This is a genomic window from Paraflavitalea sp., from assembly GCF_059502485.1.
The window spans coordinates 646,155-660,910 of the sequence record NZ_JCACET010000010.1 but is presented as its reverse complement, the minus strand read 5'-3'; the positions used below and the strand labels follow the sequence as shown (position 1 = coordinate 660,910).

The following is a 14,756-nucleotide window of genomic DNA, read 5'->3' as shown; positions in this document are numbered from 1 at the left end:
TTTAGGGGTTATGAACCTTATAATCATACTTCTTGATGATGTTCCCATCCTGGTCCCGCAAACGGACCAGCCGGCCCATAGCATCATATTCATAGAAGATAATTTTGCCCGATGGATCGGTAATGGAAGTAACTCCTTTGCCAGGAGCATAAGTGTAGGTAGTTACCTGTGCCTGGCTGCTGGTTAATGCGGTACGTAGGTTATTGAGTTCTGTACGCAGCGCGGCATCGGTCGATGGGTTTTGCAACACAGCATTATTGACCAGCCCCGATACAGTTGCATAACTGCTGCCGGTTACCCTGGCCACCACATACGCGCCATTGTATCCCCACAGCACCACTTCATACACGCCATTGTTGTTGTATTGTTCAGTAATGTTGCCATAGCTATCGTAGCGGGAGAAATAGAGACTGGATGAATCGGCCGGAGTAGTAAAATACCTGACCTCGGAAGGATATTTTTTATTCCCATTATACGAGCCGAAGATCCTTTTCTGGCCGCTGGTGAATACCGAGTCATTCCCACGCTTAATATAAGTCCTTACCTCCAGCGGCAACAGGTAATTCAGCGCCAGCAAAGAATCCTTCATCAGCAATTGTGCAGCGTTTAATCCCAGCTTAAAATCACCCGCCGCATTAAATGCATACACATAATGTGTTTCTCTTTTGGTAAAACTGTTCAAGTGTATCGATTGCTTTTTAAGCAATGGCCGGCCGGCGCTGGTATAATAGCTGTTTTCAGTGAGCGTTTCATTGTTGCCGCCGTTAGTTGAATAAACAGTTTCTTTGGCCGCCTTGATGGCAGGAAAATGTGACTCGAAAAGCACCTCACCCCAGCATACGCCACAGGGAGGCAGTTCAGGATAAGCCGTAGCGTCGCAATAATAAGTCTTCCAGTAGCCGATAGATTTAAACCCCTGTTGAGAATGCGCCATCAGGTGAACGGCATCGGCCCAGGGATCAGTAGGCGTCCATTCTGCATTGTGAAACCCAAAACCAAGCGCAGATGTTTTGTGCAAAAGCTGCCCACCGTTATTGTATTGTTTTTCAAGCAATAGTTTATTCCGCTTCCATCCCTTGTCAGGCCAGGGCACTGTCGGAAAATCACTGGTAGAAACAGCCGTAGTAACCCCGTCGAAGTCAAAACTATATTCCCGGTCATTGTATCCGTTATCCGTCTCGTAAGTGCGCACTTCAGGATAAGCTACAAAAGAGCTGGCTTCGGTAGACAGCGGGTAATGACTGCCCGTACTGAGCTTTTGGACCTGGCAGGCCCGTATTTCATAATTACAAATACCCGCGTGCGACACGATCACGGGACTAATGAGCAACCCACTCGTAAGCGTGGGATCATCAAAAAGCTGGTATTTATAGTGCGTAATACTGGTTGTAGCTGTCAGCGGGTCATAATCCCTTACCTCTTTTACACGGATGCCACCGGCAGGATTGTTGCTACCGTAAAAAGAATGACCATAGCGTGATACGGTCGATGTCCAGTCGAAAGACTGCTCCTCCCACCACGCATAAAAAGAGGTGAACTCCACATCGATAGGGTCATACTCGATTTCAATACGGTAGTTGCCATTCACCAGGTCAAACTGGCCACCTACATCATCGTAAAAAGTAAAGACGGTATAAGAAGGATAACCGCCCGACATCCTGATCAGTTTTACCGTGAAAGAGCCATAGATATAATTCCAGTCGAGCCCAAAGTTGAAAGCAGCCCCGCCACTGGTGCTATTGACAGCAAAGTCCTGCCTGCATTGCGGCTCCCAGGGATCGGTAGTATTAAATTCGCTGGCATCGAATGTTTGAAGACCATAGAAAGAAGCATCAGGAAGCACCTGTGTTTGAGCATCCAGCAATACGGAATGACTTTCATAAACAAATTCACGGTATCCGCCGGTAGGCCAGTTGATCTTCTTAAGCGTATTGGCCTGCGCGTAGTAAGCATTGGCCCGCCGGTCGGCCATATCACTTACAAAAAGCGTATCATTGCCCGGATCGAGGCTAAACATATTACGGTAAGTGCCATTGGGAAAAAGGATCCAGTTGTAATCCTGGCCATTGTAATACCCCCAATAATCGATACCCCTGGAGAATCGGGAAGGTAAATTGACATCCTCGATGTAGTCGAATCGGAAGGAAGTACTATCGTTGCCACTACTGCCAAACTCACTGACATTTTTTAGTTTCAATCGCCAGTAATAAGCAGTAGGAGAGCCGCTGCCAAAATAACTGTAATTAAGATGAAGCCGGTTGATCAGTCCCTTTCCATTACGGGCATAACGCCGGATGGAATCCAGCTTCACACCACCCAGGTAATCCCACCTTCCCGATGAGTAGAAAATAAGCGAGTCGATGCCCGTTTCTATTTTTTTCAGGTACTTTTCATTCGCTTCAACAGTGGCCATTTGAATATCCGAGTAAATTTCCGCAGGCTGGCAATCAAAATTATTCCAGGTACTTAAAGCTTTACCACCAGACGATAAAGTTGAAAACTCAGTATACGATTGGTCATAAGTAAGCCGCACTGCAGATAAGCCATTCATATCCGTTATTTCCACCAGGTGCCAGGTAAGCGTATAGAAAGAAGAAGGAGGAGGAGTCGCATGATCGTTGCTATAGCTCACAGTAGAATAATCTACAGCAGTGCTTCCAAGGCTTTGATCTACCCCAAAGTAATAGCGTTCTCCGTTTTGCGTGCGCAATACCCAGCCAATGATATGATACCCCTCACTGATGTCACTCCCCCATATAGCTTCAATTTTTATAGGAGCTTGTTCCACCAGCCTGATATTGTTTTGCTCATCGAAGTAAAACTTACCACTTACGCTGCCGCAATTGAAAAAAAACATATCAGGCTCAGCATCCTTCCGGCCCCGCAAAATCTGATTCACATTTTGTACGCCCGCCAAAGCACTCGAAGGCCAGTCGGGAGCCGGAAATTGCGACGGCTTGATGGTCATATGAATATAGCCGGAGTCGCCGCCTATACGGCGATCATCAGCTATTCCATTCATCACACGCGTAATACGCCCGCCCGCCGATAAATTCCAGCCAAGCCCAACACTGCTGGCTATTTCTTCAACCCGTATGCCTCCGTTATGATAACTTAAACCTACCGGCACGGTAATATTTCCCGAACCCAGCGCATACAAAGGAATATTGATAGGAGTGGTTCCGGTGAAGCTGCCTACGGGCCGCTCCATTACTTTAAACAAAGCAGCTGAATTGGGAGTCACCGGGGCCAGCTTGGGAAGCGTTCCGGTATAAGGTTCCTGCCCCACAGAAGGCATACACAGCACAAGCAGGACCGAAATAGCGAACAGGCGCATAATAAACAGTTTTATACGGTTTACGATTAAGGCTTTCTAAAAACAGTTGGTAGATCATAACCTACCCTGAATACAATAGGCTGTGAACGGGGTATTTGTTGGTAGCTGAGAAAATCCCATAACAATTGAGCTTTTCCGGTAAACTTTTTACCAGCCTGGTATTTTTTGCTGACACCAACGAGGCCACTTTGTTGCCACACGGTATGGGTACTTGTGTTTCGGTTGTTCAGCACAGCCCGGTAGTTCATTTCAAAGCCGCCGCTGCACCAAAAACTATTTTTTATCTTCCAGTCGATAAAACTCCTGATGCCGGCCCCTTGATGAGTGATCTTTATATCATTCCATCCTTGACCGAGGCCAATTTTATAAGAAGCGCCAACGCCTGCTATAGATTGGTCATTGAGTTTATAGCCAAGAGAAAAACCGATATCTGTTGTTACGGGGAAATAGTGGGAAGCCTTTTGCGATTGCAGGTTGGTACCCAGCTCCAGTCGCTGTTTGAAGCTTTTTGTCTTTTGATGGTTGGGCGCAAAGCTGGGCATATCATCCGCCTGGCCCCCTCCGGTGGAAGAGGAGCGAAGCAGTTTATCCTGCAGCTTGCCCAGTTCCGCTTGTGCCGTTTGCAATTGTTGCCGAAACTGTTGTTGCGCATTAGGGCCACTGGCGGCAAGTTGCTGTTGTAGGATACCTTTCACTTGCTCACGTGTTTGTAAACTGGCGTAACCAACGCCGGAAAACGCATGTTCATCATTACCGGGCAGCCGGAATAACCCAGCGAGCTGGCTATGGCGGCGCATAAACGCCTGAAAAACGGTCGACTTGCTTAACAGGTTGATGGCCTTTCGTTCAATGTTTCCTGGGTGCTTCAGCAGATCTTTATATTCATTGACCTGTTGACGATAATAATATACTTGCCTGTTGAGCCTGTTGAGTGCTTTGGTAAATCCAAAACCCTGAAGTTGATCCCGTAAGTACTGCTCTCGTTCACGAAGCAGTTGATGGATCGCATCGGCCCTTTGCAATCGATCTTCCAACGCTTGTAAATGTGCAATGCCTGCTGCTGCTTGCGAGGCCGTTGCGGGAGCATTGGAGAATAACGCAGGATATTGTTGGAGAAATTGCAGGCTGCTACGCAGTGTGTCCAGGTAAGGTATATAAGGTGTATTCCCCTGCACATCATTCACTATTGAGTCTATTGGCCACATGTGCAAAGATGCTTCGCTAAACAGGCGCCTGGCAGCGGCTGAATCTTTCTTCATCAGGCGGCGTTTGAGCTGTTGCTCTCCCCGCACTATTTTATTGATATACCGGGCACGCTGCCGTTCCAGTTGCAGTTGCATGGCAACCGAAGTCTTATGGATCTGTCCGAATAGTTGATCCGGTAGTGAGATCACACAATCAGTGCAGGGCTGCTGAGCAAAGGCAGCAGCAGGCAGCACCATTATGCAGACGATAATGGCATAGGAGTGTCGCATAAGCAACAGGCTTAAAAAGTGAAAAAGATAATAATAGGGGTGATACAGCGGCTATCGCTGCTACTAATCAGTTGGATACAGTAATAATGCTTTTCTTTTGAAGCGCACTAACGTGCTGGCAGGTACAAAAAAGTTGGTATGCAAAACTGCAATAGCAGCATTTGGCAATACTACAAAGTTGTACAAGAGGTACCAAAATAAACTTGTACCAGTACATTAGGCAATCAAAAGTGATAATCAAAACGTACGGAGTTGAAGTACTAAATCATTGCGGGATTTATAAAGAAGAATAATCGCAATACAACGTTACGATAGTTTTATGATAACAGTCAGGCATAGCAGATTAAAATTGCGACCAGACATAACGTTTCTGATTAAAGTCAAAATGATGTTCCTATTTATGATTCAATCAGTGCAACTTATTTGATCATTATCCAAGCAGGCGCATGATCACTGGCCTTCGGCCATCCGCGCACATGCTTGTCTACACCACCTCGTTGCAGGCGCCCGGCCAGTTGATCATTCAATAAAAAATGATCCAGCCGCAAACCGGCATCCCGTTCCCAGGCATGGCGCAGGTAATCCCAAAAAGTATAGATCCGTTTATCAGGATGCAAATGGCGTAAGGCATCAGTCCAGCCCTGTCCCAGCAACCGCTGATAGGCTGCCCGCACTTCCTTACGAAATAAAGCATTGTCAAAATACTTCTCAGGCTTATATACATCCAGTTCCGTAGGCATCACGTTAAAGTCGCCCACCAGCATCACGGGCACTTCATGCGCCAGCAATGTCCTGGCATGAGTAGCCAATCGCCGGAACCATTTTAGTTTATAGTCAAACTTTACACCAGGATAAGGATTGCCATTCGGAAGGTATATACAGGCAATCACCATCTTACCTACGATCGCCTCAAGATACCGGCTATGATCATCATGCTTGTCACCGGGAAGTGCACGCCGTAGTTCCTGTATCGGCAGCTTACGCGAAAGGATGGCCACGCCGTTCCAGCCCTTTTGACCATGCCACAGCGCCTGGTAGCCTGCCTCCTGAATAGCTGTTAAAGGAAATCGGTTATCAGGCGCCTTAAGCTCCTGCAGGCATACCACATCGGGTTTTGCTTCCTTAAGCCATTGCAGCAACAAAGGCAGTCGCCCATTAATACCATTGATATTGTAAGTAGCTATCTTCATCACCCAATCTTACATCAAAAATTGCACCTTCCTTAAGACCTGCTGTCTAAGCAATCACCAAACAAAAAACCATCCTCGTGGATGGCTTTTGATTGTACTCCCCAATCAATGGTCTTTCAGGATTTTAATAAGAAGGAAAGGTCTAATGGAGCAAAACGTTTAAATATGTTGAATGACTGCTTTATTTTTTTCCAGGTCAGCACTTTTTTGAGCAAGAAATTGTTGCTTGATGATCTTGTACATTAAATCCATATCCACATCGAATTCTCTGCTGAAGGCAAATACTTCATCGAAATTAATTAGGTTGGGCATTCTTTGTATCCTTGACAGATGTCTGGTACTGGTTTTAAGATCAGCCGCTACGATCTTCTTTTTAAAATGTTTAAAGATCTGGCTGAACTCTGTAATCTCCCCGGACTCGATCAAAAACTTTAACTCTTTATAATTTTCATCCATAGGCATAAGTAGAGCAAAGTAAAGTATTGTTTCATCGGTTTAGGGTGACAGACCGTCCTATTTAGGAGTCAGTGCGTCACTTTAATAATACAGTCTGTCATTCTGAATAGACACACTGTACTTTTTAGAGGTCAGGCTGTCACTTTAATACTTTAGATCGTCACTATAGAAGTACATAGTGTATTACGGGTATTGCTTTCCATAATAATTATAATTACGGGTCATTACTGTAAAAGGATAATACATAATTATTGGAGCGATAGGGCGTAACGTGGAAAGTGATAAACTGTACTATTATAATGATGAAACATAATGAAGAAAAGTTATAAAGCATTCATTCATACTACATTTTATCATTTCAAGACTGCTAATAGAAAATAGCATAGTAACATAGTTGTAGCCTTGCCTCATTACTGCACGTAGCGGTCCCGACGCATATGCTAAAAATATTAGTAGGTTTGTGTTGTCAAATAATCAATCAACATTTCGGCAAAATAAAGGGCTGGTAGCCATCCTTAAACGGCTACAGGCACCGTATTGCCCGGACTGAAAGAGATAACACGAACTACGCACATGTACCTCAACTGCAAAACATATTTCAGTCTTAAGTACGGCACTTATAGTGCAGAAGGATTAGTGAAGGAAGCTGCAGAAAAGAAAGTGTCGGCACTCGCGCTCACCAATATCAACAGCACAGCCGATGCCTGGCCATTCTATAAAGCATGTACGGAAGCCAATATAAAACCTATCCTGGGCGCAGAGATACGCAATGGAGATACACTGTTATACATCTTGCTGGCCGCTAACAGCAGAGGCTTTGAATGGATCAATACATTTATATCCGTTCATCTGCGGGAGAATAAACCATTTCCAACGCCTGCGCCGATCACTTCATTTTTTAAAGAGGCAAACGATGGATACATAATCTATCCGTTAGGCGCTAAACTGCCCGATGCGCTACAGCAAAATGAATTGATCGGGATACAACCGGTCGAAGTAAATAAGATATTCTGTATTCCGGTTGCGCACCGCGACAAACTGGTGATCCGGCAGCCGGTCACGGTTCAAAACAACGATTACTATTATGTCCACAAGCTGCTCCGGTCAGTTGAGCACAATGTAGTTGAATCCAAACTACCACCGGATGCCGTCTGTGGAGCAAATGAACGCTTGCTGTCACCGGATGAAATAGCCCGTACGTTCATTGATCACCCGGCTATCATCGACAATACGTTGAAGGTGCTCGACAGTTGCAGCATAAAAATGGATATAAAAGCGCCAAAGAACCGGAAATACTATACCACGTGCAAAGAAGACGATATACAATTGTTGCGCAAGCTGACGCTCGACGGCTTACAGGAACGATATGGCAAAAACAATGAGGCTGCAAAGCGCGTGAATAATGAGTTGGAAGTGATAGACAGGTTAGGCTTTACGGCTTACTTTCTGATAACCTGGGATATTATTCGTTATGCCAAAAGCCGGGGATTCTACCACGTAGGGCGGGGGAGTGGCGCCAATAGTATAGTGGCTTACTGCCTTAAAATAACAGAAGTAGATCCTTTGGAGCTTAATCTTTATTTCGAACGTTTCCTCAATCCCGAACGCACTTCTCCGCCTGATTTCGATATTGATTTCTCCTGGCTCGATCGGGATGATGTTATTGAATACGTGTTCCGGCGCTATGGAGAAAAGTATGTAGCCCTCATGGGTGCCTATGTCACCTTTCAGCCGCGTGCTGTTGTCAGGGAGTTAGCGAAGGTGTTTGGCTTACCTGCCCCTGAAATAGAAGGATTGGCTAAGATGCCATTCGTTTCACGGCAGGCATGGAATGCGCGAAAGAAACTCCTCGCAAAGCCGGCCAGCATGGATGATTATCAGAAAGGCGTCGCATACTACCATGCAAAAAAAGAAGCTGTTGACTATGCGGCCATCATAAAAAGGCTAAGCTTGAAATACCAGCTGGAACAAGAGGAAGGAGCAGCTTTATTACAATCTCCTTTTATGTACGGCGTAATAGATGAGATCACATGGAAAATACTTTATTATAGCAAATACTTACACAACTTCCCCAATCACATCAGCATCCATGCAGGCGGCATGCTGATAGCGGAAGAACCAATACATACATATACAGCTACTTTTTTTCCGCCCAAAGGTTTTCCTACTACGCAAATTGATATGCACATAGCGGAGGATATTGGGTTGGACAAATTGGATATACTCAGTCAGCGTGGCCTGGGTCATATCAAGGAAGCAGTAAACCTCATCTATGAGAACCAGGGAATCCGGGTAAATATTGATAATGTAGAAGCATTCAAAAAAGATCCGCGTGTAAGAGAGCAGCTAAAGCAGGTAAATACTATCGGATGTTTTTACATCGAAAGCCCGGCCATGCGGCAGCTGCTGAGCAAAATGCGTTGCGACACCTTCCCGGCATTGGTCGTAGCCAGTTCCATTATACGTCCGGGCGTCGCCAGTAGTGGCATGATGCGGGAATACATCACACGCTTTCGCAATCCTGAAAAAACAGTCTACCTGCATCCTGTAATGGAAGAGATATTGGGCGAGACTTTCGGCGTAATGGTATTCCAGGAAGATGTCATGAAAGTCGGTCACCACTTTGGTGGCCTTTCGCTTGCCCAGGCCGATAGACTGCGCCGGGCCATGAGCGGCAAATCCCGCGGGGCAAATCATTTTGCCCTGCTGAAAGACGAGTTCTTCCGCAACTGCGCCGAAAAAGGATACACGCCCGAACTAACGACCGAAGTATGGCGGCAGATGGAGTCCTTCGCGGGCTACAGCTTTTGTAAAGCGCATTCAGCTTCCTTCGCCGTCGAAAGTTTCGAAGACCTCTACCTCAAAACCTATTTCCCTATTGAGTTTATGGTAGGTGTCATCAACAACTTTGGTGGTTTCTATAGCACAGAGCTTTACTTCATGGAGCTGTGCAAAGCTGGCGGTATACCACATTTGCCTTGTGTCAATACGAGCCACTGCAAAACGACCATAAAAGGTAAAGATGTATACACGGGTTTCGTACATGTTTATGGTCTTGAAGCAAAAATGCAGCAGCTGATCCCGGAAGAGCGTGAAAGAAACGGCCCTTACCTGGATATGACTGACTTCATAAAACGGACAGGTATACAGCCAGAACAACTCAATATCCTTATATCCGCAGGCGCCTTTCGCTTTACCGGCAAAAGCAAGAAGTCCTTGCTGTGGGAAGCCAACCTGCTCCAAAAGCGACGAAAAGCGCTCGTACCAGCTTATTCCCTTTTCGTCGCAGAAAAGCCGGTAGAGTATAAACTGCCTGAACTGAAAGATCATCCCATCGATGATATGTATGATGAACTTGAAAGCCTAAACTTCCGGCTCGGCAACCCGTTCGACCTGATGCAGGAGCAGAAGATAAGCAGGGTTAAAGCCGCCGAACTTCCCCAATACCTGGGTAAGCAGATAAACATGATTCTTTATTTCATAGATCATAAAGTGGTGCCTACTGTCAATGATAACCACATGTCTTTCGGCGCTTTCTTAGACGAGAACATGGATTGGGTAGACAGTGTGCACTTCCCCCCGGCCTTCAACAAATACCCGCTGAAAGGAAGAGGCTTTTACCACATCCGTGGAAAGGTAGTCGAGGATTTTGGCTTCCACAGTGTGGAAGTAGCCAGCCTGGAAAAAATAGGGTACAAAGAACGAACCTACGCAAACCTGTAATCAATATGATACTCACTAATCAAAGACATATAGCCCATTTCGACCTCGATACCTTTTTTGTATCGGTAGAATGCCTGAAAGACGACCGCCTCAAAGGAAAGCCGGTGATCATTGGTGGCAGCAGCGATCGGGGAGTAGTGGCCTCCTGTAGCTATGAAGCGCGGCGCTTTGGTATCCATTCCGCCATGCCCATGAAGCTGGCCCGCCAGCTCTGCCCACAGGTGATCATTCGCCAGGGCGATATGGAAGAGTATAGTAAATACTCCCGGCTGGTGACAGATGTTATTTCCGATACGGTACCGCTTTTTGAGAAAGCGTCCATTGATGAGTTCTATGTTGATCTGACCGGTATGGACAAATACTTCGGCAGTCAGCTCTTTACGGCCAATCTTACAAAGAAAGTAACAAAAGAAAGCGGGCTACCTATATCCTATGCACTGGCAGGCAATAAACTCATCAGCAAGGTAGCTACCAACGAAGGGAAGCCCAATGCACAAATGCAGGTGCCGTTAGGCCGGGAAAAAGACTTCCTGGCGCCACTCAGCATCGCCAAAATGCCAGGCGTCGGCAAGGAAACAGCTTTCCTGCTCCTGAAGATGGGCGTGGAAACCATCAAAGTCCTCAGTGAAATACCCATGGAAATGCTGGGCAACCTGCTGGGCAAAAACGGGCTATCACTTTGGCGTAAAGCCCAGGGCATTGATGAAACGCCGGTGATCCCGTACCATGAACAGAAATCCATATCCACCGAAAACACCTTCCAGCAGGATACCATCGATATCGATTTCCTGCACAGCGAGCTGGCCCGGATGACGGAACAGATCGCCTTCCAGCTGCGGTCAGAGAACAAGCTGACCGGGTGCGTTACCGTAAAGCTCAGGTACAGCAACTTCGATACAGTCACGAAGCAAAAGACCATTGCCTTTACCGCTGCCGACCACAAGCTGCAGAAGGTAGTAAAAGAACTGTTCAATAAACTGTTCGAGCGCCGCATGTTGGTGCGCCTCGTCGGTGTACGCTTCTCTCATTTGGTCCCCGGCAATGATCAGATCAACATGTTCGAAGACACCCAGCACATGATCCAGCTCTACCAGGCGGTCGATAGCATCAAAAAGCAATTCGGAGAAGACATGCTCATGCGCGGAAGCAGCCTGAAAAGTATAAGGATGTGCGAAAGTGTACTTTAAAAATGATGACACAAATCAATATGTACCCCAAATGGGTATAAAACATACCCTTAAAGGGTACAAAAAATACCCACTGGGGGTATAAAAAATGGACACTATGGGAGACAATACCAATAACGCATATCCTAATTTTAACCCGATGAAGAATCAGGACGGAAGGTATGCTGCCGTTAAATTATTTGTGGAAAATGGCACAATAAAAACATTCGAAGAAATATTCCCAACTCATTTTCCCAAAACAAAATTCGCCAACGAATTAGGAAAGCATCCGGATCGAATGGAAGCATTTGTTGAGCGGGTGGATATAATAAAGGTGGAAACGATCGATAAGATTGCTGACATGTTTGGCCTTGATCCTGGATTGGTATTTAAGATCATTTATACGCAGTATGTTCAAAAAATAAAGAACGCAACGCAGGCATCCACTAAAACGCACAAGGCTGCCAGGCGAAAAAAATAAAAAATCAATAAAACATTGCTTCATGTTCCATTAGCCTATCCTGTAAAATTAAAATCCGCGTCTGAAAGTTTCTGGGGAGAGAAAACTTTTCTTAAATGGGTTTTAAGAATTTCACTAATCGAAAGCCACCTGTAAGGGTGGTTTTTTATTGCCCTGGCTTATCCACCTCCTTCATGATCGCTTCATAGATCTTTCCCAAAACATAAGGACTTAAATTATGCGACTCCACCGCCTTCCAGATCGGCGGCTTGCGCTTAAGTCCTCTGTTGCGCAACATAGGCCGGTTCGATTCAACAATCACATGCCCATTCCTGGCCTGCACCTTATACCGTTCTACCTGCTTATCAATAAAGACCTGCTCTACCACAAATCGCAATGATTTGCCATCATGCCCTATCGAAATCGGAAACGCCATGCCCGCAAAATTAGATCAAAGTTCAAATACCATCTATTTGCGACATATTATTGCCCAATGGTATGTGCTGATTTTTTTGTGATAAAGAACAGCATATTGTTTAATAAAATCCATGAATTCATTCGAATTCAGTTTGAATTTGTTTATGGAGAGATCATACGTTATATCATCAAAATCTTCCTGTGATTTTAAATCAAAATCTTCATTTGGAATACAAAAAGCGATTAGGCCATGATAATTCAATATTTTATCAAAATCGGAAATCAGAAATCGGGCTTTTTCTTTAGTAAACAAACTTAAAATGCAAAAACAAACAATTAAATCATACTTTTCAGTAGTAGAACTTACAAAATTTTCAATCTTTGTTTTTTCAAAAAAAGCAAAGTCGACTGGGCAAGCGTCTTGGTTTTCCTTGAGTTGTTTCAAAAATTCAATGAAATTATTTTCTAAAAATATATTTTGTTCAGATTCAATATCAACACCGGTCCATTTTTTAATTTTGAATTTTAAATAAACTGACTTCCAATAATTCGCTGCTCCACATCCAATATCTAATATTGAAATACACTTAGTTTCGCCAATTGATTCGATAATTTTACATACTTCATTTAATATATTGCTCTGGCTCATTAATCAAGAAAGTTAACCAAACGGGGACATAAGTCAATATGTCTTTTGTAAACTTAAATAGGGCAACAAAAAGAATAGTAATTTCTTTACTTTAATTGATTTTCAATACCGGATAAATAATCATCTACAAGTTTTCGATCATCTAGAATGTTAGCAATAGATGCAGCATTGAAGTCGAATAAGAATGTTGCATCCTTAAATTTTGCATAAAAGTAATTGAAACATTTTTTAGAGAACTCACGCAGTTCTTTTACATCTTCAAGAGCTTCGGGTTCAACAGTTTTCGTAGAGTCATGATGCGCATAGAACGCGTGCCGTCTTTCTATGAATTTACTTATTAGTCCCCATTTTTCTTTAATTAAATTATCTAATTCTACCGCCAATGCTTTAAACTCACTCTTATTTTTAATAAAATTTTCATTCTCCTCTTTGGTCGAATTTATTTTTAAAAAATTAGTCAATTCATTATCGTATGAAAAGTTATTGATCTTATTAATTAACTTCTGAAAGCTTCTTTTCTCATCTTTATGGAATATTTTAAATGCATTTATCGCACAGTGAGAATAACATAAGTAAACATAATGTCCCAGGAATCCTTTAATCGGAAATAGATTTATGCCTTGATTTTGCATATCCAAAATTTGTTCAATATTGTCCGAACATATTTGAATATCATAAATAAAAGCTATTAAAAGTTTCTCAAAATCCTCAATTTCTCTCAAAGTTAAAATTTCACGCATGATCCTTAATTTAAATTATAGCTACACTAAACTAATAAACTGTGGAAGTGTTTTAAGTTCCAAGCGACAGTTGAGGGTGCAAATCAATGATGTACAGATTAATCTCCAATCTTTTCGAGTTCTCTGAATGCAGTAATATCGTTTTCAAAATGAAATTTGTCTGAAACGAAGGCAATAAAATGTACAACTGAGTTCTTATTTCTCTAAGTCGAACCAGTCCCTATAAGTTTTAATAATTGCTTTGTAGTTAGATGTTATTGGGTCAAAATATCGAAATTTTAAGTTTTTGTTTTCAACTAACTGTCTTAATTCATTGCTGTAATCTTTCCTAAATCTTTCTTTATCAATTTTCGCGTCCCAATATAGGCCACAAGCTTTTTCATATGCATTTAGGTTATCTTCAACGGCAGAATACCAAGCGTTTTCTCTTAGAGTGAAATCCTGGTGAGGGTTGGTAATTTTAAAATCATGTAAATTAATTGCAGCTTGAACTGAAGTCACTTTCGTAGCCCCTATGATTTCTCTTAGACTTAGCTCCAAGCTTCCCTGAGCAATCATATTTGAATCTTTCGAAATCTTATTTGCTTCATCAGCAGAACGCTTCGCATCGGATGATTTTCGATTTGCAATACCCGCATAAATAGCACTAGCAATGGCGGCAATTGCTGCAACACCGGCAATTATGTTTGCAGTTAAATCACTCATAATTTCTATTTTTCTAGCTGCGCAAAAATATAATCAATGATGTCAAGATAGCCTCTTATCTCTGCCTTTGTAATTAGGTCTTGATTACTTCTGAGTTGTTGCAGAGTTGCCTTGCGCTCGTAATCACTTTGGGATTTTTTTACAAAATTGATAATTTCGCTTGCTACTTCGCGCTTATTATCAGAATAATGAAGTTTATCAAAAAGACTTTGTAGTTTTTGATCCATATTATATATTTTATAATTTCCAAAATATTAAAGAATAATGCGGTATTACTCTGTGATCTTTCTTCCTACTGCTGTCACTAATTTATTATTCTGTCATTCTTCGATAATCGTCTCCCTAAATTGAAATCGATTGCCCAAAAGCGGATAGTAATTTTGCCCTCCCCGACTTGGCGCAAGTATGCAACTTAGCTCTTCAGCCTGGCGTACTTGC

The 14,756-nt window shown here is 43.5% G+C and carries 12 protein-coding genes; 3 read left to right on the top strand and 9 right to left on the bottom strand.

Annotated elements, in window-relative coordinates; all coding sequences use genetic code 11:
* Position 1 precedes the first annotated feature (1 nt).
* The 4 genes from AC5JBY_RS19945 to AC5JBY_RS19930 all read right to left on the bottom strand — a co-directional run bounded on the left by AC5JBY_RS19945 (position 2) and on the right by AC5JBY_RS19930 (position 6,458).
* Positions 2 to 3,337, bottom strand: coding sequence for a hypothetical protein (locus tag AC5JBY_RS19945; protein ID WP_495906407.1), 3,336 nt, complete (start codon positions 3,335 to 3,337; stop codon positions 2 to 4).
* A 26-nt stretch (positions 3,338 to 3,363) separates the two neighbouring features.
* Positions 3,364 to 4,812 (bottom strand): hypothetical protein, encoded by a 1,449-nt coding sequence (locus AC5JBY_RS19940; protein ID WP_495906406.1) that lies wholly within the window; start codon positions 4,810 to 4,812, stop codon positions 3,364 to 3,366.
* Positions 4,813 to 5,231: 419 nt separating this feature from the next.
* Positions 5,232 to 6,002, bottom strand: a complete 771-nt coding sequence (xth, locus tag AC5JBY_RS19935) for an exodeoxyribonuclease III (protein ID WP_495906405.1) — start codon at positions 6,000 to 6,002, stop codon at positions 5,232 to 5,234.
* A gap of 159 nt (positions 6,003 to 6,161) precedes the next feature.
* The gene (locus AC5JBY_RS19930) at positions 6,162 to 6,458 is read right to left on the bottom strand and encodes a hypothetical protein (protein WP_495906404.1); all 297 of its coding nucleotides are present in this window, start codon (positions 6,456 to 6,458) and stop codon (positions 6,162 to 6,164) included.
* A 573-nt stretch (positions 6,459 to 7,031) separates the two neighbouring features.
* On the opposite strand from AC5JBY_RS19930, the gene AC5JBY_RS19925 reads away from it, so the two are divergent.
* The 3 genes from AC5JBY_RS19925 (at position 7,032) to AC5JBY_RS19915 (ending at position 11,828) form a co-directional block, all read left to right on the top strand.
* Positions 7,032 to 10,181 carry a DNA polymerase III subunit alpha gene (locus tag AC5JBY_RS19925; protein WP_495906403.1) on the top strand — a complete coding sequence of 1,050 codons (3,150 nt, stop codon included), beginning with the start codon at positions 7,032 to 7,034 and terminating at the stop codon, positions 10,179 to 10,181.
* 5 nt (positions 10,182 to 10,186) lie between these two features.
* Positions 10,187 to 11,368, top strand: coding sequence for a DNA polymerase IV (gene dinB, locus AC5JBY_RS19920; protein WP_495906402.1), 1,182 nt, complete (start codon positions 10,187 to 10,189; stop codon positions 11,366 to 11,368).
* A gap of 139 nt (positions 11,369 to 11,507) precedes the next feature.
* Positions 11,508 to 11,828, top strand: coding sequence for a hypothetical protein (locus tag AC5JBY_RS19915; RefSeq protein ID WP_495906401.1), 321 nt, complete (start codon positions 11,508 to 11,510; stop codon positions 11,826 to 11,828).
* A 145-nt stretch (positions 11,829 to 11,973) separates the two neighbouring features.
* Here the strand turns inward: AC5JBY_RS19915 and AC5JBY_RS19910 are convergent, their stop codons facing one another.
* The 5 genes from AC5JBY_RS19910 to AC5JBY_RS19890 form a co-directional block, all read right to left on the bottom strand.
* Positions 11,974 to 12,243 carry a hypothetical protein gene (locus AC5JBY_RS19910; RefSeq protein ID WP_495906400.1) on the bottom strand — a complete coding sequence of 90 codons (270 nt, stop codon included), beginning with the start codon at positions 12,241 to 12,243 and terminating at the stop codon, positions 11,974 to 11,976.
* Between the two features lie 33 nt (positions 12,244 to 12,276).
* Positions 12,277 to 12,873 (bottom strand): class I SAM-dependent methyltransferase, encoded by a 597-nt coding sequence (locus AC5JBY_RS19905; RefSeq protein ID WP_495906399.1) that lies wholly within the window; start codon positions 12,871 to 12,873, stop codon positions 12,277 to 12,279.
* 86 nt (positions 12,874 to 12,959) lie between these two features.
* Positions 12,960 to 13,613, bottom strand: a complete 654-nt coding sequence (locus AC5JBY_RS19900; RefSeq protein WP_495906398.1) for a hypothetical protein — start codon at positions 13,611 to 13,613, stop codon at positions 12,960 to 12,962.
* 195 nt (positions 13,614 to 13,808) lie between these two features.
* Complete coding sequence (locus AC5JBY_RS19895; protein ID WP_495906397.1) at positions 13,809 to 14,318, bottom strand: hypothetical protein; 510 nt, start codon at positions 14,316 to 14,318, stop codon at positions 13,809 to 13,811.
* Positions 14,319 to 14,323: 5 nt separating this feature from the next.
* Positions 14,324 to 14,545, bottom strand: a complete 222-nt coding sequence (locus AC5JBY_RS19890; RefSeq protein WP_495906396.1) for a hypothetical protein — start codon at positions 14,543 to 14,545, stop codon at positions 14,324 to 14,326.
* Positions 14,546 to 14,756: the final 211 nt, after the last annotated feature.